We start from the raw sequence: 20,459 nt of genomic DNA, 5'->3' as shown, positions 1-20,459 counted from the left end.
GCCCGTCTTGCTGCCCGACAGGGAACGGATACGGCAGGTCAGTCGCTTGTCGTGGGCGGAACCGAGTCAGCGGGCCGCCTGGTCCGCACTCCCTGGGCGAGCAGGCTCATGACTGCTTCCACCCATATGACCGAGCAGGACGCGTGGATGTGACACGCCTGGCCCCGAGGCGGTCGTCAGCGTCGTCGCGCCGCCTCATCAGGCGGCGCTCGCCTTCCGTCGTACCGCCCCAGATGCCTTCCACCCGCTCGACCCGCATGGCCCAGCCGAGACACTGCTCCATGACCGGACATCGACGGCAGACGGCCTTGGCCTCGGTGATCTGAACCTGCGTCAGGCCGCCGTCGCCGATGGGGAAGAACAGATCGGGGTCGACGCGCAGGCAGGCTCCCCGTTCACGCCAGTGCGTTGCGTGGTCGCGTTGTGCTGTAGCCATGACAGAGAAAACCTCCAGTGGGTTGTCATCTGAGACGGGGCACCCGGCCGGTGTGTGACAAGGCGGCGCGCACCCGCTCAGAGCACGATCTTGCGGGGGTTGAAGTTGCCGCCCGGGTCGGCGGCGCCGAAGAGGCCCGACATGATCGCGACACCCTGGGGGGAGATGTCCTCCGCCAGCCAGGGCGCGTGCTCCAGGCCCACCCCGTGGTGGTGCGAGATCGTGCCGCCGGCGTCGATGAACGCCTGCTGGATCGCGCGCTTGACGGTGTCGTACTCGCCGAGCGGGTCGTCGCCGAAGACGAAGGCGAACGTGAAGTAGAGACAGGCTCCGGAGTGGTAGGAGTGCGACATGTGCGACATGGTCCAGCCGGTGCGGCCGATCCTCTCGTAGGCGAGGTCGGCCGCCTCGTAGACCGCCGCGTGGATGCCGCGGAGCTTCGACCACGGGCCGGCGGTCTCGCTCACGTCGCCGGCGGCACCGCGGTCGAGCAGGAAGTCGCGGATGTAGGGCGTGTCGAACTTCTTCTGGTCGTAGAGCGCACCGGGTCCCGTGCCGACGCCGATGCCGTGATGCCTGCGCACGATCCGGTCGACGATCGACTTCTGCCGTTTCACGTGTGCCTTGTCGCCCTCGAAGCCGATGAAGGAGAGGCACATCTCGTCCAGGTTCCAGCCACGCCTCCTGAGGTAGGCCATGAGGCCGGCCTGCGCCGTCTTCCGAATGCCCTTCGACTCCTTGCTCGTCGCCAGGGAGAAGCCCGTCTCGTGCGCGTCCGAGACACGGGTGACCGAGGGCGACACGTCGCTCTCCGCGATCTCCTGCATCGCCGCGAGGCCGTGGTCGAGATTCCTGAAGAAGTAAGCGTGGATCGCCCGCTTCGCGGGGAGCCGGTGCACCTGCACCGTGACCTCGGTGATGACGCCGAGCCGCCCCTCGGAGCCCACCACCATCTCCCGGACGCTCGGCCCGGTCGACGCGCTCGGCACGGCACGGATCACGAGGACCCCGTCGGCCCGCACGACACGCAGCCCCTTGACGATGTCCGCTATGTCGCCGTACTTGTCCGACTGCATGCCGGACGAGCGCGTGGCGACCCACCCGCCCAGCGTCGAGTGGGTGAACGAGTCGGGGAAGTGCCCCATCGTCCAGCCCTCCTGGTTGAGCCGGGCCTCGAGATCAGGCCCCTGCGCCCCGGCCTGGACCCGTGCCAGGCCGGAGCCGGGGTCGATCTCCAGTACCCGGTCGAGGCGGCCGAGGTCGAGTGAGACGACCACCCGGTCCTCGTCCACGTGCGGCTCCAGGCTGCCCGCGATATTGCTGCCGCCCCCGAAGGGAATGATCACGGCGTCCGCTTCGACAGCCGCGTCGACGACCCTCCGCACCTCCGCCTCGTCGGCCGGGTAGACGACCACATCGGGACTGCGCCCCATCTCGCCGGCCCGGATGCGGACCAGGTCACGCAGGCTCTTGCCGTAGGTGTGGACGACGCGGGACAGGTCGTCCACGACCGCGTTCCCGGCTCCGACGATGTCCGTCAGCAGCGTGACGAATCCCTCCGGCGCCGTCGAGGGCGGCACCTTCAACTGCGCGAAGTCCGGCCCTTCGGCGGTGCGTTCGGCCGCCCGGAGATCGAGGCCGATGGCCCGCTGTACGAACGGCGCGAAACCAGGCTTGTCCTCGTGTCGGAAGCCGACACCTTCCACGCCCCAGCCCCACCACTTCATGTGTTTCACATCAGCGGTGCGCGTCGCGTCGGTGCGGCCGGCAGGTTCGGTCACGAGCGGTCTCCTTCGGGAATACGACGTGAGGTCGCACTCACGCCGAGGATGCGTTCGGAGTTCTCCTCGGTGAGGGTGAGGATCGCCGAGCGGATACGTTCGGTGAACTCGCTCCTCAACTCCCCGGGAAAGGCAGTGAGCGGTTCGCCGAAGACGACCCCGACCGGCAGCCGGCCGGGCTTCGGCCAGTTCGAGCCGCGAGGATGCGCCGCATGCGCGCCGATGACCGCGACGGGGAGCACCGGCACCTCGGCCGACGAGGCGAGTGCCGCCGCCCCCGGCTTGAACGTTCCGAGCGAACCGTCGCGCGACCGGGTCCCCTCCGGAAAGATCAGGAGCGGCACTCCCCGGTTCAGCAGTGCCTTGGCGCTCACGGCGCGGGTGCCCACTCCGCGCGCGTTCGCTCCGGTGCGGTCGACCGGGAAGGCGTTGAAGAAGAGGGCCGTCAGGCCGCGCCGCCGCCACACGTCGAAGAAGTAGTCAGCGGCGGCTCCCACCGCGAGGTAGCGCGCCAGCCGGCGCGGCAGCGCGCCCATGATGAGTGGCGTGTCCAGATGCGAGGTGTGATTGGCGACGACGACATACGAGTCCTCGACGTTCGCCAACCGCTCGCGCCCGAGCACCGTGACGCTGGTCACGCTCCAGACGAGGGGCTTCAGCAGCCCCCGCTGTGCGATGAAACGCGCCGCGGCGTGTGAGCGTGAGGTGAAACGGTCGCGTACCGTCGCCGGCATCCGCTTCCTTCCCGTGCGGGTTCGCCCGCACTGATTCCTTCAGTCAGTGAGAATGTCCGTGCGGCTGGACGAGATCCGTCGCGAGATCCACCGCACCGTGTGGCGTGGCAGATGACGTGCGCACCAGATGAGCAACCGGTACCGGAAGCTCGGCACGGAGATCACCCGTCCGCGGCGGACGTCGCGCAGAGTCGTCTCGACGACTCGCCGGGCGTCGAGCCAGAGGAAGTCCGGAATGCTCGACGAGCGGATTCCGGCCCGCGTGTGGAATTCGGTGCGGACCCAGCCCGGGCAGAGTGCCGTCACGGTGACGCCCGTTCCGTGGAGCTCGTTCGCCAGTCCCTCCGAGAGCGAGGTCACGAAGGCCTTGACCGCCGAATAACTTCCCATCGTGACGAAGCCGGCCGTGCTCGACACATTGACGACCGCACCGTGCCCGCGTTCGCGCATGGCCCGCCCGGCGGCGCCGGCGAGCACCAGCACCGCACGCCCCATGACCTCGATCGCCCGGTCGTGCGGAGCGTTGTCGGCCGAGGTCATCGGTGCGTGCACGCCGAAACCGGCGTTGTTCACGAGCATGTCCACCGGACGGGCGGGGTCCGCCAGCCGGGCGGCGACACGTGCGACGTCGGCACGCTCGGCCAGGTCGGCGGGCAGCACCTCGACGGCACGGCCCCGGGATTCGAGCTGGGCGGCCACCCGGCCGAGCCGCTCCTTGTCGCGCGCCACCAGGACCAGGTCCCATCCGCGGTTTGCCAGGGCGCGCGCGAACGCCGCCCCGATCCCGGAGGTGGCACCGGTGACAAGTGCGACCCGGGTACGGCTCAGCACGGTCTCACCCGCCCTCTGCTCGACATCCGAGATCCCCGCTCGGCCGACGACCGGCTCCGACGAGCCGCACCGGGTGACTTGCCTCGTACAACGGCAGAGGGCTGAGTCCACGCGCCTGACACACCTTTCGTTTCCGGGGTCATCGCGTTAGACCGGGCACGCCCCCGCCTTGTGACACGAGCTTCCACACATGACCGAGGCGAGTGCTGTCACACATGTGCCGGTTGCGCGGTCTCACGTGACGGTCCCGGCGGCTTCTCGCAGGCTTCGGGACTGCCGCAGAGTTTCCCCCGCTCCCGCCCAGAAAGCCCGTGCATGAACTCGAACAACGAGACGACGACCCTGCCGCCCGAGACAGCGGGCTTCGACGTGCGTGAGTTCGCCCGCACGGCACATGGCAGCCACCGTGGAACGCTCGACCTCGGGCCGCTCGCCGAAGAGCCGCTCGACGCCGACTCCGTCCGACTCGTCCGCGCGCTGCGCGACATGGAACGTACGACGCTTCACCGCGTACGCGACCTCCTCGTCACGGCGACACACAAGGACGCCCGGGTCACCGCGTTCCTCACCACGTGGATGTTCGAGAGGTTCTGGACAGCCGACGCTCTCGACGCCGTCCTCGATGCCTCTCCCGCCGCCCGCGACCTGCCTTCGAGCGCCGGTCCCGCACGGCGGGTACCTGCGGAGCGCCGCGCACGCCGTGGCCCGATCCGTCGCTCTCTCGTCGCCGGCATCACCGGTACGCAGATCGTCGCCGAACATGTGACGACGGGCCTCGTGGACGAATGGATCACGCAGGCGGCCTACCGGCGCCTGGCCGGCGTGTCCTCCGCCACGGCGTCGATCATCAGCCCCGTGGTGGAGATCAAGAACCGTCACATCCGCTTCCTCGCCGAGGAGGCCGAGCGCCGGCTACGCGACTCCGCCCGCGCCCAGCGCATCACCTGCCGCGCTCTCCGGCACGCCGCCTGGCCGCTCGGCTCGGTCGACCGCTCCGGGCACGAACGCGCCTTCTTCGAACGCCATGTCTTCGGCGACCAGCGCGGACGGGCCGAGGCGCGCCGTATCCGCGGGATGGTCGCCGCGCTCCCCGGCATCCGTCCCGGTGTCGCATCCACCGTGGAATCGAGGCTCCTTCCGTGACACCGCACCACGCGAACACCGAACTCGGCGACGCGCACGTCCTGCTGACCGGCGCCACCGGCTTCGTCGGGCAGGCCGTGCTGGAGCGGCTGCTCAGCGACCACCCCGCCACCCGTATCTCACTCCTCGTGCGCCGCAAGGGCAGTCAGACCGGGCAGGACCGGCTCCGACAGCTGCTCCGCAAACCCGTCTTCCGGCGCTGGCGGGACACCGTGGGCGCCGAAGAGGCCGAGCGCATCGTCCGGGCACGGATCACCGTGCTCGACGGCAGCATGACCAGCGTCCCCGAGCTGCCCGCCGACCTCGACGTCGTCATCCACTCGGCGTCGACCGTCTCGTTCGACCCGCCCATCCACGAGGCGTTCGACACGAACGTCAACGGCGCCGTGGGCCTCTACGAGGCCCTGCTCGCCTCCGGATCCGACCCGCACGTCGTCCACGTGTCGACCTGTTACGTCGGAGGGCTCCGCCGTGGTGTGGTGCCCGAGGCCAGGCTCGAACACGATGTCCTCTGGCACACCGAGTGGACCCTGGCGACCCGGACCCACGAGCAGACCGAACTCACCTCGCGGGAACCGGCGATGCTCGAGCGGTTCATGTCCCGCGCCCGCGGCGACCACGGGAAGGAGGGCCCGATCGCGGCGGCCCGCGCGAGCGAGAACGCGCGGCGCGAGTGGGTGCGTTCCCAGCTCGTCGCCGCCGGCCGGCGGCGCGCCCAGAGCCTGGGGTGGACCGACGTCTACACGCTGACGAAGGCACTCGCCGAACGTGCCGCGGAAGACCTCTGGGGGGAGGCCGGACACCGGCTTTCGGTGGTCCGGCCCGCGATCATCGAGAGCGCGCTCCGGCACCCGTTCCCCGGCTGGATCGACGGCTTCAAGGTCGCCGATCCGCTGATCTTCGCCTACGGCCGCGGCCAGCTGCCCGACTTCCCCGGGCTGCCCGACTCGATCCTCGATGTCATCCCCGTCGACCTCGTCGTCAACGCCATCCTGGCCGTGGCGGCCAACCCGGTCCCCGTCGACGAGCCGCGGTACTACCACATCGCCTCGGGCGCGTCGAATCCGCTGCCCTTCCACCGCATGTACGAGAACGTACGCGACTACTACACGCAGCACCCGCTTCCGAAGGACGGCGGATTCGTCGAAGTGCCGGACTGGAAGTTCTCAGGCGAGCGCAGGTTCAACCGCGCACTCCGGCTGGCGAGGACGAAGGCCGACCTGTGGGACGCCGCCCTGCGACTGATGCCGAACAACGACCGCAAGCGCGCACTCGCGACCGGGAACGCCAAGGTGCGCGCCGGTATCGCCACCCTCGGCAACTTCGTCGACCTCTACCGCGCCTATGCGCAGACCGAGATCGTCTTCGACGACCGCAACGCCCGCGCGCTGAACAACGCCCTTCCGGCCGGGGTGCGCGAGGACCGTGGCTTCGGTGTGGAACGGATCGACTGGGAGGAGTACCTGCAGAAGGTGCACCTCCCCGCCATCACCGAACTGACGGCGGCCCACCGTCGTCGGAGAGCCGCGGCCGTCCGGCCGTCGGGCGCCCGTCCGAGACGCGAACTGCCGCGGCGTACCGACGTACTGGCCGTCTTCGACCTCGAACGCACCGTCGTCGACTCCAACATCGTCGAGCAGTACCTCTGGGTGCGCACCGCGGGCTTCCGCAAGGCGGCCTGGCCGAAGGAGGTGGCGGACCTGCTCGTCTCCCTGCCCGGCTACCTCCGCGCCGAGCGACGTGACCGCGGTGAGTTCATCCGCGCCTTCCTGCGCCGCTACCGCGGCATGCCCGTCGCCCGCCTGGAAGAGGTGGTGCGGCGCGGCTACGCCGACACGATGCTGCGGCACACGAGCGCGGACGCCCTGGCGCGTATCCGCGAGCACCGCGCGGCAGGTCACCGCACCGTCCTGGTCACCGGCTCGGCCGGCCTTCTCGCCGCTCCGCTCGCCGACCTGTTCGACGAGGTCGTCGGGAGCTCCATGCACGTGAGGGACGGGGTGCTCACCGGCTACCTGGCGAAGCCGCCGCTGGTGGACGAGGCGCGGGCCGCGTGGCTTCTGCGGTACGCCGAGGAGGGCGGCTACGACCTCGCCGCCTCCTACGGCTACGGCGACAGCCACTCCGACCTGCCGTGGCTGTCCCTGCTGGGCAAGCCCTCGGCGATCAACCCCGACGCGGAACTGGCGCGCGAGTCGCACCGGAGGAACTGGGACATCCACCGCTGGAAGAGCGGCGGTTCGGGTGTGCGCCGCGAGGTCATCGCGGCCCGGGCGACGAATCCGACGCGCACCGACGGGAAGAGCGACTGATGGCCTTCGACATGGACAAGTACACGAAGAACTCCACCGGCGTGCAGTGGGCCGACCTCGACTTCGACGAGTTCGAGCGCAACCCGCTGCCCGAGGAGACGCTGCGCACACTGCGCTACATGTGTGACATCGAATACCACACGGTGTGCTACCTGCGTGATCTGCTGACGACCCCGTCTCACGACGAGCCGGCGGTGGGCGCTTTCATGACGATGTGGAACCGCGAGGAGTTCTGGCACGGCGAAGCCCTCGCGGCCGTGCTGGAGCGCCACGGCCTCCGAGTCGACTTCGACGAGCTCAAGGCGACCCGCCTGAAGCTCGGCTGGCGGGACCGCCTGGGGACGGTGAAGCAGACGGTCATAGGTCGGCTGGTCGGAAACGACTTCGTCGCCGTGCACATGGCGTGGGGAGCGGCGAACGAGTGGTCGGCGACCGCGGCGTACCACCGACTGGCCGCGCTGGAGAGCCACCCCGTGCTGCTGCCGCTGCTCAAGCGGATCGCACAGCAGGAGACGAAGCATGTCGCGTTCTACGCGTCGCAGGCACGCGACCGGCTCGCGGCGAGCAAGAAGGCCCGCGTGGTCGCCCGCCTGGCGCTCGAAAGGGCCTGGGGCCCGGTCGGCTCGGGCGTCATGCCCGAGACCGAGGTCACGCATGTCATGACCCACCTCTTCGGGGGCTCCGAGGGCCGCAAACTCATCCGCGACATCGACGCGCACATCGCGAAGCTGCCGGACCTGGACGGGCTGCGCATAGTCGAGGACGCCATGGACAGCCGCGGCATCGCTGCCTGACACTGCCACGCCCGAGGGTCACCTTCTCGTACGGGACTTATTCGTCGACGAAGGTGACCGTCTGTTCGAGCGGTGCCCGGCCTGTACGGGTGTAGGGCACTGCGATGTCCTCGAATCCGATCGACATACCGCAGAACAGGATGAGGTCGTCGGGGGGCGAGAGGACCTCCGCGACGGTCTTGCGGTAGACCGACCACGCCATCTGCGGGCAGCTGTGCAGGCCTTCGGCGCGGAGCAGCAGCATCACCGTCTGCAGGTACATGCCCAGGTCGGACCACTGGGGCCGGCCCAGACCGCGGTCGATGTAGCAGAACAGGGCGGCCGGTGCGCCGAAACACTCCCAGTTCGCGGAAGCGGCCCGCTGGCGCGCCTCCCAGTCCTCGCGCCCGATGCCCAGTGAGCTGTAGCGCTCGGCACCGAAGGCGGATCGGCGCTCGCGGTAGGGGGACCTCAGTGTCTGCGGGTACATCTCGTATTCGCGCTCGTCCCAGGAATCGCGCGCGGTCACACGCCCGCCGGCGAGCTCCTTGAGTTCGTCCAGCGGCCGGCCGGTCAGCACGTAGACATGCCAGGGCTGGAGGTTCGACCCGGAGGGCGCCCAGGCCGCGGTGGAGAGCACCCGCTCGAGCACCTCCCTCGGGACGGGCCGGTCGATGAATCCACGTACGGCTCGTCGGCTCGTCACCGCCTCGTAGACGTCCAAGATCACCAGGCTCCTCGTCTGCCCTACATGCCACCCTTGCCAGTCGGAAGACTATGAAATGTAACAATATGCATGAAATGCCATGGATCGTAGCCCCGCCGACTCGCGCCTTCCACGGCGGTCGCGTCTGGACGGGAAGTCGTCAGGGGTCAGTCGTGGCCGGTCGGTCGGCCGGTGAGCTGCTCGCAGGAAGGTGATCTTCCGCCCACAGGAACAGAACGGCCAGGGGGACGAGGAACGCCTTGCCGTGCGGAGAGAGTGCGTAACGGGGCCGCGACGACAGCCCGGGCCGGACATCCCGGGTGACCAGGTCGATCGCGGTCAGCTCCTGGAGCCGCTGGGTGAGCATGCGGCTGCTGATGCCGGGGACGCGCTCGCGAATCTGCGCGGAATCGGCCGGCCCTTTGGCCAAGGCCATGAGGATCAGGCCGTTCCAGTCGTTGCTGAGCAGGGCGAAGGCCCGGGCGATGGCCGGAGAGGTGTCGGCGGACCGCGGATGCTCGGTTCGGTCTGCCGGGTGAGGGTCTTGTGGGGTGGGCATGGTGCGTGTCCGTTCCGGTACGGCGCGAGCCGTCGCGGTGCGACAACTCGCGCTGTATTCGGTGGTCGTGGGTGTGGTCGTAGCCGTAGCTGTGTCGGAAGTCGGCCGGGCCGCTTCCCCGGTTGGTGGTGCGTCCCCGCCAACGGGGTTGTCGGCTCCTGCGGGCGGCCGTGCGCTCGGGGAGTTGCCGGCGCGCGTCAGCGCCTCATCGGTCTTCGGTATCGGCCTTAAGTTCCCGGCGGCCACGTCGTGATCGCGCACATGAAGTGCTCGGTATCAGTCCTCCCCGTCATGGCGACGGGCGTGCGCGTGGCGCCGCACCGTCAGGGCGGTGCCGGACCCGGGCAGTGCCGGGAGCAGCTCTCCGGAAGCCGGCGCACCGCTCTTCGTGCCGCGGCCTTCCCTGATGACCCAGTGGCCGCACATGACCGCCGTGAGCCCGCAGACGGTCCACAGGACGAGGACGGCAAGGTGACCGGCGTCGGCGTTGCCGTCGAAGTACGTGATGTCGCGCAGCAGGCCGGCACCGGCGCCTGGGGGCAGCCACTGGCCGACGTAGTCCACGCCCTTGGGAAGCATCTCCGGAGCGGAGGTGGCGCCGGAGAAGGCGTTTCCGACGAAAACCATGAGCGCGGCGCTGAGCCCGAGGCCTGCCGGCCCCAGGAGCCGGATCACACCGGCGGCGGTGGCGCTGACGGAGAGCAGGTCGAGGGTCAGGATCGCCCACGTGGCCACGTGGTTGTGGGGCAGCGCCCCGAGGAAACCCTGGGCCACGACATAGACGCCGAGGGCCGCGACGGCGCATGCGACGAGAAGCGTCAGCACCCGGTGCCGCGGGCGTGCCAGGCCGCGAGCCATCGTGACGAACGCCCCGATCAGGATGCCGCAGATCGTGAGCGGGAAGACCGATGAGCTGAACACCACACCCCGAGGGTCGTCCGCGGCGACGGGCACCACGTCGACCGACTTCGCGAGGATCCTCACCGGGGCATCAGCGCCGGCGGCTCCCTGCTGGGCGGCTGCCTGCTTGTGGGCCTTCGCCGGCGAACGCGCGCCGCCGGCCTGCTGCTCGGCAGCTTTCTGCTCGGCCGCCTTCTGCCGGGCGGTCGCCTGCTCGGTGGCCTTGTCCGCCAGCTGCTGTCCGACATCGGTCAGGAGCTGGGCCACGGAGGGGCTTGCGGCGGTGGCCTTCAGCACGGTGATGCCGTGGCCGGAGATGGCGAAGGCTCCGTAGACATCCCGGTTCCTGATCGCCGACCGCGCCGCGCGCTGGTCGGGGTAGAGGCGGAAGTCGAAGGCGCCGGGCTTCTGCTGAGTCAGTTTCTCCACCGCGTGCTGACTGGCCGGCCCCGTGCCCACGATCCCGACCGGGACGTCGCGCGGCGAGATCCGCCCCGCCGGCCAGGCGAACGTCATCACCGCCAGAGTGATCACTATGGGCAGCACCACGGCGGCAATGGCTACTTCCCGCCATGTCTGGTGTCCTGACAAGGGGTTCCTCACGGCCCGCCCTCTCATAAAAAGGAATGATCGTTTTTCTTGAGGGTTCAGTCTGGCCCGTGGGGTCGGCAAGCGTCAACACGAACGTTCGTTTTCTTTGGTAGCCTTGTCTCATGCCCAAGGTCACTCAGCAGCACATGGATGCCCGCCGCAAGCAGATCCTGGACGCGGCGCGCCGTTGCTTCCTGCGTGACGGGTTCCACTCCACGTCCATGCAGGACCTGTTCGCGGAGTCGGGGCTGTCCGCGGGCGCGGTGTATCGGCACTTCACCAGCAAGGACGAGATGATCCTCGCGATCGCCGAGGAGAACATGCGCGATGTCCTGGACATCACGGTCGCCGTCGCGGCGAACCGGCGGGGCCAGTCCATGGGGGCGGTCATGGCGGAACTGCTCGACGTGATTCGGGTCAAGTCCGCCGAGGAGGACGTGGCCGGCCTCGCGGTTCTGGTCTGGGGAGAAGCCATGCGCAACCGCTCGCTGGCGCGCAAGCTCGACGACCTCATGGGCGGCATGCGCGCCAATCTCGTCACTCTGGTCCGCGACCACCAGGAGCGGGGCGGTTTGCCGACGAACGCGACCGCAGAGGGGATCGCTTCGACGATGCTCTCCGTCCTCCCCGGCTACATCCTGCAAGTGGCTCTGCTCGATCCGGCCGTGGTGGCCGAGGTGCCTGACGCGGTGCGGGCGCTGTGGCCGGGACCGGCCGGTGAGCGCTGAGCGGTCTCCGGAACATCGGGCAGCCGCCCTCGACGGTGTCGTCGAGGGCGGCGTTCGTGATGACCATGCCGCCGTACTAGTGGCCTAACAGGACGATCGGGCTCTTGAGCGTCTTGAGGTAGCCGGCCAGGCAAGCGGCATCGGCATGGGTGGTTCGGGCGCGGCCTGTGCGCCCTGTCACTGGTCCAGTCGCACGGCGCGGATGTCTGAGGTCAGCCGCACCTTGTCGCTGATGAGAACTCCGCCCGTGGCCAGGGCCCTGTTGCCGCCGAGCCCCCAGCCGGAACGCTGCACCGTGGCCCTGCCCGTGAAACCGACACCGTTGTGACGGCCGGTGTCCCGGCGCCCCGCGGAGAACCCGAGGTCGACGTGAACGGGCAGTTCGATGCCCTTCATCAGGAGGTGTCCCGACATGCGGAACCGGTCGTCACCGGCATGGCGGACTCCGTACGAGCGGAAGCTCATCAGAGGGAAAGTCGCTGCATCGAGGAAATCCGGGCCGGCGACATGCACATCGCGCTCCGGATATCCCGTGTCGACACTGCAGGCTTGGACACTGAGGTAGGCCTCGGACCGAGTGGGGCATCCCCCGTCGAGCTTGAGAATCCCCTCGAAGGCGGTGAATATTCCACGCACGTTCGTGACCATGCCGTACCGCACGGAGAATGCGACTGTGCTGTGGACCGGGGTTGTGGCGTACACGCCGGTCAGCCCTCCGAGGGGGTGGCGCGAAAGGGGGTGGGTTTCACGCGGTCGGGTCCGGCCTGCCCCTGACTGCCGCCAGGGGCCGCTCGCAGGACTTATCGCTGCTGCCCGAGCCAGTCGGTGAACCGGGTCTCGGCGATGTGCGCGTCAGGACCCGGCACGAGCGTGGTCTCCTCCAGCCCGGCACCGGAGTACGGGGCGCTCGGGTCCGTGACGACCGTGCGTGTGTCGTCCTTGTCGGCGAGCAGCTGACGGATGAGTTCGTCGAGCTGGAAGACGTCCGGGCCGGCGACCTCCACCACGCCGTTGACCGGGGCGCCGACCGCGGTGCGGCCGACGGCCGCGGCCACGTCGTCGGAGTGGACGGGCTGGAACTTGACGGGGGCCAGGCGCACGGTGTCGCCCTCCGTCGAGATGTCCGCGATCCCGTTCACGAACTCGAAGAACTGAGTGGCGTGGACGATGGAGTACGGGATGCCGGAGGCCTTGATCAGCTCTTCCTGCGCCTGCTTGGCGCGGAAGTAGCCGCTCTCCTGAAGGCGGTCGGTACCGACCACGGACAACGCGACGTGGTGTGTCACACCGGCGTCCGCCTCGGCACGCAGAAGGTTGGCGGTCGAGGTGCGGAAGAAGTTCATGACGTCTTCGTCGACCCACGAGGGGGAGTTCGACACATCGACCACGACCGACGCGCCCCGCAGTGCCTCGGGCAGCCCTTCGCCGGTCACGGTGTTGACGCCGGTGTTGGGCGAGGCCGCGACCGCCTCGTGCCCGTACTCGCCGAGCTTGCCCACCAGCTTCGAGCCGATGAGGCCGGTTCCACCGATCACTACGACCTTCATAGCGGTGTCCTTTCGTAGGTATTCTTCGTGGGCATTCATTGCAAGAATCGAGAAAGTTCCCGGACCGGACCCCGGCGTTATTCGGCGAGCTTTCCGTCGGCCGAGACCTCTGCCATCAGGGAGGAAATCTCGTCGGGGATGGCAGGAATGCTCTCCCGGGTGATACCGGTCGTGGGCGACCACACGAGGTTGACCTGCTGAGCGGGGTCCAGGTGGGGGTAGTCGCTGCGGTTGTGGCAGCCGCGGGTCTCCCGGCGCTCAAGTGCCGCTTCGAGGGTGGCCCGGGCCGCCAGCGCCGCGGACTTGAGATCAAAGGCGTGTGCGAGGTCCTGGAAGCCGGCGATGTCCGGGTGGACGCCGACGTCCTCCATCCGCTTCTCGATCGCCGCGAGCTCCGTGAGCCCGGCGCGCAGGCCTTCTTCGTCGCGTACGACTCCGGCGTGCTCGGTCATGGTGTTGCGGATGGCGCGCTGCAGGGCGCGGACGTTCTCCGGTCCGTCGGCCACCAGCAGCTCGTCGATCTCCGCGCGGGCCTGTGCGACAGCCGACGCCGACCGCGGCTGGGCGGTCAGGGACCGAGAGTAGGCGGCGGCCGCCTGGCCCGTGATACGGCCGAACACCAGCAGTTCGATGAGACTGTTCCCACCGAGGCGGTTGGCACCGTGCAGGCCGCTCGACGCCTCACCGATGGCGTACAGGCCGCGCACGTCGGTGCTGTGGTCCTCGGGGCGTACCCACACCCCGCCCATCGAGTAGTGCGCGGTGGGCGCGATCTCGATCGGATCGCGGGTGATGTCCAGCATCTGCAGATCGAGCAGGGTCTGGTAGACACGGGGGAGACGCGTCATGATCGTCTGCCGTGGCAGATGGGAGACGTCGAGCCACACTCCGCCCTTGGGCGTGCCCCGCCCTTCCTTGATCTCCGTGTAGGAGGCCAGGGCCACGCGGTCACGGGTCGACAGCTCCATGCGGGCGGGGTCGTAGCGGTTCATGAACCGCTCGCCGAGCGCGTTGCGCAGGATGCCGCCCTCACCGCGCGCGGCCTCGCTGACGAGGGTGCCGGCCGCGTTCTCGGGCTCGATGATCCCGGAAGGATGGAACTGCACCAGCTCGGGGTCGCGAAGCCGGGCGCCGGCCTCCACGGCCAGGCGGAACGAGTCGCCTGTGTTCTCGTCGCGCCGGGAGGACGTCCGCCGCCAGATGCGGGTGTGACCACCCGCGGCGAGGATGACCGCGTCGGCGTGGATCAGGTACCGCGTGCCATGGGTGAGATCGAAGCCGTAGGCACCGAAGACGGCGCCGTCGTGGACCAGCAGCCGGGTGATGTAGACACCGTCGAGCACCGGAATGTTCAGCTGCTCCGCGCGCCGGATGAGCGTGCGCTGGATCTCCAGACCGGTGTAGTCGCCGGCGAACGCGGTCCGCCGGAACGTGTGAGCGCCGAAGAAGCGCTGGGAGATCCGTCCGTCCTCCTCGCGGGCGAAGGCCATGCCGTAGCGCTCCAGGTCGCCGATGCCCCGGGCGGCACCCTGGGTGACGATCTCCACGGTGCGGGGATCGGCGAGCAGGTAGCTCTCCTTGAGCGTGTCGGCCGCGTGCTGCTGCCAGCTGTCCTCGGGATCCATGGTGCCGAGCGCGGCATTGATTCCTCCGGCGGCAAGCGCCGTGTGCGCGTCCTCCTTGGGGCGCTTGCCGACCGCAAGGACGTCGACACCGGCCTCGGCCAGTTCGATCGCCGCGCGCAGCCCGGCACCTCCGGTTCCGATCACCAGCACCGTGGCGGAAATACGTTGTTCGGTGAGAGTCACGACCTACTCCGATCGCCGTGGGATTGTCACCCACTAGGACCGCGCCGTCCCGGAACCTGTGACAGCGCCCGGATCAGGCGTCGGCCGTCACAATCTCGTGGGCTCCACGGTCATACCTCCGGTCGTACTCCCAGGTGTCCTCCGGGCATGAGGGCGTTCCGGGCGTCCCCACCTGGTCGTGCCGAGGCCATGGGCGGCCGGTGGCGATGGCGTCCGCGGCGAGGGAATGAGGGTGTAGGTGCGAATGACCGTTCGATCCGAAGGCCGGGCCTCCCGGCTGCGCTCCGCTTCCGGCGGCACTGACCGCCTCGACCTCCGTGCGCGCCACGAGCGGCTGGTGTTCGCCAGGGTGCGTACGTCGCAGGACCGGTTCGCGGACGCGATCACGGCCTTCGCGGGCACGATGGGCTTCGTCTACGTGCATGCCGTCTGGTTCGCGGTGTGGATCGCCCTCAACCTCAGGCTGTTCGGCGCCGCAGCGGTCTTCGACCCCTACCCGTTCGGGCTGCTCACCATGATCGTGAGCCTTGAGGCCATCTTCCTGTCCACCTTCGTCATGGTGAGCCAGAACCGGCAAGCCGTACGGGAGAACGTCCGGGCCGATCTGGATTTCGAGACCAATCTTCGTGCCGAGATCTGGGCGGTGCACACAGGCAAGGCGCTCGGCCTGAATCCGCAGGAGATCGAGCAGCACGTCCAGGAGATCATCAAGCAGAGCAGGAGCGCGCTGGAATCGGGCTCCGACGTTCCGCCCGTGGCCCCGGATGCGCTGTGAACGTGGTCTTCGGGTGGCCGGTATCGGTGGTGGTGGGGAGTGGTGGGCGGCACTCTCTTCCGACGGCTGTCGTGCGCAAGCGCGAGACACACGACAGCCGTCGAAGCGAATACGGCCGGGCAAGCAGCCGACGCCGTCGGCTATGGGGCCAGCCTGATGCTTGTCGGTGTTCCCCGCAGGGCCATCTTCGTGTAGGGGCAGAGCGAATCGGCCTTCTCCACGAGCGGGGCGGCGACGGCAAGGTCGATGTCCGGCCACTTGACCTCAAGGTCGACGTGCAACAGGTAGCCGCCGTCTTCCGGGTCCCGTCCAAAAGCCACGGTCGCTTCCACGGAGATCGCTGCGGGGTCCAGTGCGGCCTGCCGCGCGACCAGACTCAGCGCTCCGTGGAAACAGGCGGCAATACCGGCGGCGAACAACTGCTCGGGATTCGTCCCCCGGCCGTCTCCGCCCAGTTCCGCGGGCATGCGCAGGTCGAGATCCAGGACGCCGTCGCCCGAGCGGGCCCTTCCCGAGGCCCGCCCGTGATGCGCCATCCCCCCGTTCACCGTCACGGTGGTGGTGTAGATCGGCGCGAAGGCCTCTCCGTCGAAGTCCTTGTCGGTGGACAGTTCGGGCAACCGGGTCGGCTCGTTCACGGCATGTCTCCGTCGGCGTCGCAGTACACAGCCGGGCGCTGAGCCGAAAACGACGCGGTAGGGCTCACGTTCGTCGGCCTGTGTGCACGCCGCGGCCTGTTTGTACCGAGCCGCCGTGCGCTGCGGGATTCCGGGCGGCCATGGGCAGAACCCGACGGACCGGTGATGTCGAATGCCATAGGGGCACCTTCGCGTATGGAGGGTTTCCAGATGCGGACAGTCAGTTGACCGACAGATCCCCGCCGTTGTGACAGTCGCCGTCGAGGCGGGTGCGGGTGGGTCGCCTCGCGGCTGACGGAGGCTGCCGCGCACCCTGACATGTGTCCGAGCCGAACCCGTGGCGCCCACATATAGTGACTTACGTAACTTTCCGGACACGCTACCGGCGGAAGGGCATGTCATGAAGTTCGCGGTCATCGGCGGGACGGGACTGATCGGGTCGCAGGTCGTCAAGGAGTTGAACGCCGCCGGGCACGAGGCGGTGCCGCACTCGCAGTCCACAGGAGTCGACATCCTCAGCGGTCAGGGCCTGGACGAGGCGGTCATGGGAGCCGACGTCGTCATCAACCTGACGAACTCCCCGACCTTCGACGACGCCTCCCTCGCGTTCTTCCAGACCTCGATGGACAACCTCCTGGCGGCGGCCGACAAGGGCGGCGTCGGCCACTTCGTCATCCTCTCGATCGTCGGCACGGACCAGGTGCCCGAGCTGGACTACTACCGCGCCAAGGCGCTTCAGGAGAAGATCCTCGCGGACGGTCCGATCCCCTATTCGATCGTCCGGGCCACGCAGTTCATGGACTTCATGGATGCGGTGCTGTCCTGGACCGCCGACGCGGACACCGTCCGGCTTCCCGCCACGCCCATTCAGCCCATCGCCTCCCAGGACGTGGCGCACGCGGTGGCGGAGGTGGCCGCCGGCGCCCCGCTGAACGGGATCCGCAACATCGCCGGCCCCGAGATCTTCCCCCTGGACGAACTGGGCCGGATCACTCTGTCCCACAAGGGCGACCCCCGTACCGTCGTCACCGACCCCACCGCCGGTATGTTCGCCGTGGTCAAGGGCGACGTCCTCACCGACAAGAACGCGCATCTCGCGCCCACCCGCTACACCGACTGGCTTTCCTGACCAAGGCGCGGTCGGGGCGTCCGGGGGCGCCGTGCGTCCGTCCGGGGCCGCCCGCTTCAAACGACGGCACCGCCATGGCGAGATCCATGGCGGTGCGCAGGGGAGGGGCTGCTCGCTGTCGTCGGCCAAGGTCCCGTGACTCCGTCGGGAACCGGCCTGTGCGCAGGCGGAGCTCAGTCGGTGGGGCGGGGGGCCCGCAGGTGGGCCCGCTTCTCCAGCTCCTCGTCGTCGACCAGGGTGAGCATCGGCTGGTTCGGCGCGCACATCATGAACACGATGTACTTGGCCGGGACCTCCGAGGAGGCGTTGCCGTTCTGGTAGTGGATCACCTCACCGCCCGGCTCCCAGAACGTCTCACCGGCCTTGATCACGTGCTCCGGCTCGCCCTCGAGCTCCCACCGGACCGCTCCTTCGATGACGTAGCCGAAACACGGCCCCGAGTGGCGGTGCGGGGGAGTCCCGGGGTCACCTGGAGCCCACTCGACGAGGACGGTCATTCCCGAAGCGCCCTCGGGAATGAAAGGCGGCTTGACGTCCGCCAGCATCTTCGGTCCGAATCCGTCCTCTGAGTGCATTTCGTGCATGGTGCTACCTCCGTGTACCGGCCCGGAACGGACGAGCTCGCGTCAGCGGTTCCAGGCTCACAACGACTTGTTCTACAGCGAAGACAGAACGCGGCCCACTTCTGTGACACGCCGCGAGCCTCCCGCGTCACGCGCGGCGGGCCGGTGTTCGCCCGCCGCCGTTCGGCCGGCTGCGGTACCGGGAGCGGCGACGTCGGCGCAGCGGTGCCCGGCTCCGAGGAAACCGGCTCGGCCGACCACCTGCTCGAGCGCAGTCGGCCGGCGCCCGAACGTCGTTCTCCGCGCCGAAGGCATCGATGACGGGACAAGGGTTGTCCCTGCCCGGCTGCCTCCCGGCCCCGGCATCCGGCCCCGGCATCCGGCCCCGGCTTCCAGCTCAGCCGAACATGCCGACCTGGTAGCCGCCGGCCGGCTGCTGGGTGATGATGTTGATGCGGTTGTAGGCGTTGATGACGGCAATCAGGCTGGTCAGCGCCGCGAGTTGGTCCTCGTCGAAGTGCTTCGCGGCGTTCGCCCAGGCCTCGTCGGTGACACCACCGGCCGCGTCCGCGACGCGGGTGCCCTGCTCGGCCAGCTCCAGCGCGGCGCGCTCGGCCTCGGTGAAGACCGTCGCCTCCCGCCAGGCGGCGATCAGGTTGAGCCGCACCGAGGTCTCCCCGGCGTGGGTGGCCTCCTTGGTGTGCATGTCGGTGCAGAAGCCGCAGCCGTTGATCTGGCTGGCGCGGACCTCCACCAGATGCTGGACGGTGGCCGGCAGCGACGAGTCCGACAGCGCCTTGCTGGCCGAGACGAGGTGCTTGAGCACCTTGCCCGCGAGCGGATTGCCGTAGTAGTTGAGACGCGCGTCCATGGGTCCTCCTTGCGGAAATGCTGGTACGCACTACTGACCGGGCAGCCCGCCGAGGTGTGACACCGAAGCATGATGTGACCCGGGTCTCAGTCGTCATGTCGTCACCGCGCCCGGTTCGAGGGTTCGCGAGTTGTGCGCCCACCTTGATCGCGAGATGCCCGTCACCGCACGGGGCCGGCGGACACGTCGTCCATGTGCCGAAGACGGTCACAAGAACGGCATTCACTGCGGTCCCAGGTGTCGTGACCGGCTGGCCTCCCCCGCGGCAAGAGCCGGTCCCTCACCCACCCGCGCTGTGACAGAAAGGCGCGCCCCGGGGCCCGTTCTGGCGGTCAGCGACTGGATGCGGCAGGTGCCCGACCAGATCAGCCAGTGGGTCGAGCAGGACTACACGTCGCTGGGCACGGACGGCTTCGGGCTGTCGGACACCCGTGATGCCGTACGCCGCTATTTTCACGTCGACGCCGAGTCGATCGTCATCGCCGCCCTGGACAGGTTGGCGCGCCAGGACGCGATCGCCCCGGAGACGGTTGTCGAGGCTCGTGATCGCTACGACCGCCCGGGGCGCCCTGACATCGTGTGAGCAGTGACCGGGAGTGCGGCCGCACGCGCGTGGCGAGCGGCCCGGAACCGGGAGCTGGTGCCCAGGTGCACCGAAGGCGGGACCGCTCTCCTTTCGTGTCATTCGCTACCGTATCGGGTGAGTGGACAGCTGATAGCGTGGAGCTGTGACAGCCGACACTCCGCACCCCTCGGCCGCCTCGCGTGCCACGGACCGCCCCGGGGACGCCTCGCCTTTCGCTCTCGGCCTGCTGTTGCGGCGGGCGCACTGGCGGGTGGCCGGGGTGATGACGGAGGCGCTGCGCCCGCTGGGTATCGAGTTGCGGCATTTCGCGGTGCTGCTGGTGCTGGTCGACCGGGGGCCGACGGTGCAGCGGGACCTGGGTCCGGCGACGGGGTCGGACAAGGCGGGTGTCATGAGGGTCGTGGACGATCTGGAGCGGATGGGACTGGCCGTCCGCAAGGCGGTTCCGGGGGACCGGCGGGTGCGGGCGGTGGAGATCACGCCACGGGGGGTCGAGCTGTTCGATGCGGCGCATGTGGCGGCTGAGCCGCTGGCCGAGCGCCTGGTGGCCGGTCTGGAGCCGGGCGAACGCGAACAGCTGACAGGACTGCTGACCCGGTTCGCCCACCCCACCGAGCACGGCAAGGCATGAACACGCCCGGACGGGGACCGGTTCGCACACGGCCGTATGGAAACGGGTGAGGACGGTTTTCTACGGAGCGACGGAGGGGATGCCACCGGGCGCTGAGCAGTCGGACGGGGTCGTCGGCAGACCGTCCTCGCCGGCCGGCTCCTGGACATCGCCCCGCCCGGCGGCCTGGGCCACCAGCAGTGTGTCCGCGGCCGCTATGGCCTCGTCGACGGTCCGGGTGCCCATCGTGATGCACAGCGTGTAACTCACGTCCTCGAGCTCGCGTGCCCTCTCCCGTCCCTCGTGCTCGGCGAGCGCGATCCGCAGGCACGCGTACCGGGTCAGCAGTCCTCTGACGACCTTCGGATCCGGAACAACGAGCACAGCCAGGCCCTCCCCTTCGACGTTCGAGTCACACCGGCGTGAGGGAAGACCGGT

The 20,459-nt window shown here is 69.1% G+C and carries 21 protein-coding genes and 1 pseudogene; 8 read left to right on the top strand and 14 right to left on the bottom strand.

What is annotated here, in order from left to right:
- Positions 1–106 precede the first annotated feature (106 nt).
- The 4 genes from ACFY6U_RS07765 to ACFY6U_RS07750 all read right to left on the bottom strand — a co-directional run bounded on the left by ACFY6U_RS07765 (position 107) and on the right by ACFY6U_RS07750 (position 3,782).
- On the bottom strand, positions 107–436 hold the full coding sequence (locus tag ACFY6U_RS07765; RefSeq protein ID WP_390035713.1) for a WhiB family transcriptional regulator: 330 nt from the start codon (positions 434–436) through the stop codon (positions 107–109).
- Between the two features lie 77 nt (positions 437–513).
- Positions 514–2,217, bottom strand: a complete 1,704-nt coding sequence (locus tag ACFY6U_RS07760) for an FAD-binding oxidoreductase (RefSeq protein WP_390035711.1) — start codon at positions 2,215–2,217, stop codon at positions 514–516.
- Entirely contained in the window at positions 2,214–2,951 is a 738-nt protein-coding gene (locus tag ACFY6U_RS07755; RefSeq protein ID WP_390035709.1) for a lysophospholipid acyltransferase family protein, read from the bottom strand. The genes ACFY6U_RS07760 and ACFY6U_RS07755 overlap by 4 nt, the downstream gene beginning before the upstream one ends.
- A gap of 39 nt (positions 2,952–2,990) precedes the next feature.
- Positions 2,991–3,782 (bottom strand): SDR family NAD(P)-dependent oxidoreductase, encoded by a 792-nt coding sequence (locus ACFY6U_RS07750; protein WP_390035707.1) that lies wholly within the window; start codon positions 3,780–3,782, stop codon positions 2,991–2,993.
- A gap of 315 nt (positions 3,783–4,097) precedes the next feature.
- Between ACFY6U_RS07750 and ACFY6U_RS07745 the strand changes: the two genes are divergently transcribed.
- From ACFY6U_RS07745 to ACFY6U_RS07735, 3 genes are read left to right on the top strand one after another with little or no spacing between them, the layout of a single operon-like run.
- The gene (locus ACFY6U_RS07745; protein ID WP_390035705.1) at positions 4,098–4,925 is read left to right on the top strand and encodes a hypothetical protein; all 828 of its coding nucleotides are present in this window, start codon (positions 4,098–4,100) and stop codon (positions 4,923–4,925) included.
- Entirely contained in the window at positions 4,922–7,237 is a 2,316-nt protein-coding gene (locus ACFY6U_RS07740) for an HAD-IB family phosphatase (protein ID WP_390035703.1), read from the top strand. Before ACFY6U_RS07745 ends, ACFY6U_RS07740 begins: the two co-directional genes overlap by 4 nt.
- The gene (locus ACFY6U_RS07735; protein ID WP_390035701.1) at positions 7,237–8,031 is read left to right on the top strand and encodes a ferritin-like domain-containing protein; all 795 of its coding nucleotides are present in this window, start codon (positions 7,237–7,239) and stop codon (positions 8,029–8,031) included. Before ACFY6U_RS07740 ends, ACFY6U_RS07735 begins: the two co-directional genes overlap by 1 nt.
- 37 nt (positions 8,032–8,068) lie before the next feature.
- Here the strand turns inward: ACFY6U_RS07735 and ACFY6U_RS07730 are convergent, their stop codons facing one another.
- From ACFY6U_RS07730 to ACFY6U_RS07720, 3 genes are all read right to left on the bottom strand, one after another.
- Positions 8,069–8,734, bottom strand: a complete 666-nt coding sequence (locus ACFY6U_RS07730; protein WP_390036538.1) for a nitroreductase — start codon at positions 8,732–8,734, stop codon at positions 8,069–8,071.
- 142 nt (positions 8,735–8,876) lie between these two features.
- Positions 8,877–9,275 carry a winged helix-turn-helix transcriptional regulator gene (locus ACFY6U_RS07725; RefSeq protein ID WP_390035699.1) on the bottom strand — a complete coding sequence of 133 codons (399 nt, stop codon included), beginning with the start codon at positions 9,273–9,275 and terminating at the stop codon, positions 8,877–8,879.
- A 276-nt stretch (positions 9,276–9,551) separates the two neighbouring features.
- Positions 9,552–10,724 (bottom strand): ABC transporter permease, encoded by a 1,173-nt coding sequence (locus tag ACFY6U_RS07720; RefSeq protein WP_390035697.1) that lies wholly within the window; start codon positions 10,722–10,724, stop codon positions 9,552–9,554.
- A gap of 164 nt (positions 10,725–10,888) precedes the next feature.
- On the opposite strand from ACFY6U_RS07720, the gene ACFY6U_RS07715 reads away from it, so the two are divergent.
- Entirely contained in the window at positions 10,889–11,494 is a 606-nt protein-coding gene (locus tag ACFY6U_RS07715; protein ID WP_390035695.1) for a TetR/AcrR family transcriptional regulator, read from the top strand.
- Between the two features lie 177 nt (positions 11,495–11,671).
- On the opposite strand, the gene ACFY6U_RS07710 is transcribed toward ACFY6U_RS07715, so the two are convergent.
- The 3 genes from ACFY6U_RS07710 to ACFY6U_RS07700 all read right to left on the bottom strand — a co-directional run bounded on the left by ACFY6U_RS07710 (position 11,672) and on the right by ACFY6U_RS07700 (position 14,849).
- Entirely contained in the window at positions 11,672–12,196 is a 525-nt protein-coding gene (locus ACFY6U_RS07710) for a YceI family protein (RefSeq protein WP_390035693.1), read from the bottom strand.
- A gap of 98 nt (positions 12,197–12,294) precedes the next feature.
- Positions 12,295–13,041, bottom strand: coding sequence for an SDR family oxidoreductase (locus ACFY6U_RS07705; RefSeq protein WP_390035691.1), 747 nt, complete (start codon positions 13,039–13,041; stop codon positions 12,295–12,297).
- A 77-nt stretch (positions 13,042–13,118) separates the two neighbouring features.
- The gene (locus tag ACFY6U_RS07700) at positions 13,119–14,849 is read right to left on the bottom strand and encodes an L-aspartate oxidase (protein WP_390035689.1); all 1,731 of its coding nucleotides are present in this window, start codon (positions 14,847–14,849) and stop codon (positions 13,119–13,121) included.
- 244 nt (positions 14,850–15,093) lie between these two features.
- Between ACFY6U_RS07700 and ACFY6U_RS07695 the strand changes: the two genes are divergently transcribed.
- The gene (locus ACFY6U_RS07695; RefSeq protein WP_390035687.1) at positions 15,094–15,624 is read left to right on the top strand and encodes a DUF1003 domain-containing protein; all 531 of its coding nucleotides are present in this window, start codon (positions 15,094–15,096) and stop codon (positions 15,622–15,624) included.
- 140 nt (positions 15,625–15,764) lie between these two features.
- Here the strand turns inward: ACFY6U_RS07695 and ACFY6U_RS07690 are convergent, their stop codons facing one another.
- Positions 15,765–16,262 (bottom strand): Ohr family peroxiredoxin, encoded by a 498-nt coding sequence (locus ACFY6U_RS07690; RefSeq protein ID WP_390035685.1) that lies wholly within the window; start codon positions 16,260–16,262, stop codon positions 15,765–15,767.
- A 400-nt stretch (positions 16,263–16,662) separates the two neighbouring features.
- On the opposite strand from ACFY6U_RS07690, the gene ACFY6U_RS07685 reads away from it, so the two are divergent.
- Positions 16,663–17,391 carry an SDR family oxidoreductase gene (locus ACFY6U_RS07685; RefSeq protein WP_390035683.1) on the top strand — a complete coding sequence of 243 codons (729 nt, stop codon included), beginning with the start codon at positions 16,663–16,665 and terminating at the stop codon, positions 17,389–17,391.
- A 173-nt stretch (positions 17,392–17,564) separates the two neighbouring features.
- On the opposite strand, the gene ACFY6U_RS07680 is transcribed toward ACFY6U_RS07685, so the two are convergent.
- Entirely contained in the window at positions 17,565–17,975 is a 411-nt protein-coding gene (locus ACFY6U_RS07680; protein WP_390035681.1) for a cupin domain-containing protein, read from the bottom strand.
- 376 nt (positions 17,976–18,351) lie between these two features.
- Positions 18,352–18,825 (bottom strand): carboxymuconolactone decarboxylase family protein, encoded by a 474-nt coding sequence (locus tag ACFY6U_RS07675; protein ID WP_390035679.1) that lies wholly within the window; start codon positions 18,823–18,825, stop codon positions 18,352–18,354.
- 277 nt (positions 18,826–19,102) lie between these two features.
- On the opposite strand from ACFY6U_RS07675, the pseudogene ACFY6U_RS07670 reads away from it, so the two are divergent.
- Positions 19,103–19,408, top strand: a pseudogene (locus tag ACFY6U_RS07670) (hypothetical protein); the annotation flags it as partial.
- A 145-nt stretch (positions 19,409–19,553) separates the two neighbouring features.
- Positions 19,554–20,042, top strand: a complete 489-nt coding sequence (locus tag ACFY6U_RS07665; protein ID WP_390035677.1) for a MarR family winged helix-turn-helix transcriptional regulator — start codon at positions 19,554–19,556, stop codon at positions 20,040–20,042.
- Between the two features lie 60 nt (positions 20,043–20,102).
- Here ACFY6U_RS07665 and ACFY6U_RS07660 read toward each other — a convergent pair whose 3' ends face one another.
- On the bottom strand, positions 20,103–20,405 hold the full coding sequence (locus tag ACFY6U_RS07660) for a DUF5133 domain-containing protein (protein ID WP_390035675.1): 303 nt from the start codon (positions 20,403–20,405) through the stop codon (positions 20,103–20,105).
- Positions 20,406–20,459: the final 54 nt, after the last annotated feature.

Origin of the sequence: Streptomyces sp. NPDC013157, assembly GCF_042899865.1 — a bacterium.
Classification (GTDB): domain Bacteria; phylum Actinomycetota; class Actinomycetes; order Streptomycetales; family Streptomycetaceae; genus Streptomyces.
The sequence above is the reverse complement of the archived record's forward strand: the minus strand, read 5'-3'. Positions and strand labels throughout refer to the sequence as shown.

Excerpts from the sequence above, each read along its gene's own strand:
- ACFY6U_RS07765 (WP_390035713.1), bottom strand. The coding sequence starts at position 436 with ATGGCTACAGCACAACGCGACCACGCAACGCACTGGCGTGAACGGGGA.
- ACFY6U_RS07755 (WP_390035709.1), bottom strand. The coding sequence starts at position 2,951 with ATGCCGGCGACGGTACGCGACCGTTTCACCTCACGCTCACACGCCGCG.
- ACFY6U_RS07745 (WP_390035705.1), top strand. The coding sequence starts at position 4,098 with ATGAACTCGAACAACGAGACGACGACCCTGCCGCCCGAGACAGCGGGC.
- ACFY6U_RS07735 (WP_390035701.1), top strand. The coding sequence starts at position 7,237 with ATGGCCTTCGACATGGACAAGTACACGAAGAACTCCACCGGCGTGCAG.
- ACFY6U_RS07725 (WP_390035699.1), bottom strand. The coding sequence starts at position 9,275 with ATGCCCACCCCACAAGACCCTCACCCGGCAGACCGAACCGAGCATCCG.
- ACFY6U_RS07715 (WP_390035695.1), top strand. The coding sequence starts at position 10,889 with ATGCCCAAGGTCACTCAGCAGCACATGGATGCCCGCCGCAAGCAGATC.
- ACFY6U_RS07705 (WP_390035691.1), bottom strand. The coding sequence starts at position 13,041 with ATGAAGGTCGTAGTGATCGGTGGAACCGGCCTCATCGGCTCGAAGCTG.
- ACFY6U_RS07695 (WP_390035687.1), top strand. The coding sequence starts at position 15,094 with ATGACCGTTCGATCCGAAGGCCGGGCCTCCCGGCTGCGCTCCGCTTCC.
- ACFY6U_RS07685 (WP_390035683.1), top strand. The coding sequence starts at position 16,663 with ATGAAGTTCGCGGTCATCGGCGGGACGGGACTGATCGGGTCGCAGGTC.
- ACFY6U_RS07680 (WP_390035681.1), bottom strand. The coding sequence starts at position 17,975 with ATGCACGAAATGCACTCAGAGGACGGATTCGGACCGAAGATGCTGGCG.
- ACFY6U_RS07675 (WP_390035679.1), bottom strand. The coding sequence starts at position 18,825 with ATGGACGCGCGTCTCAACTACTACGGCAATCCGCTCGCGGGCAAGGTG.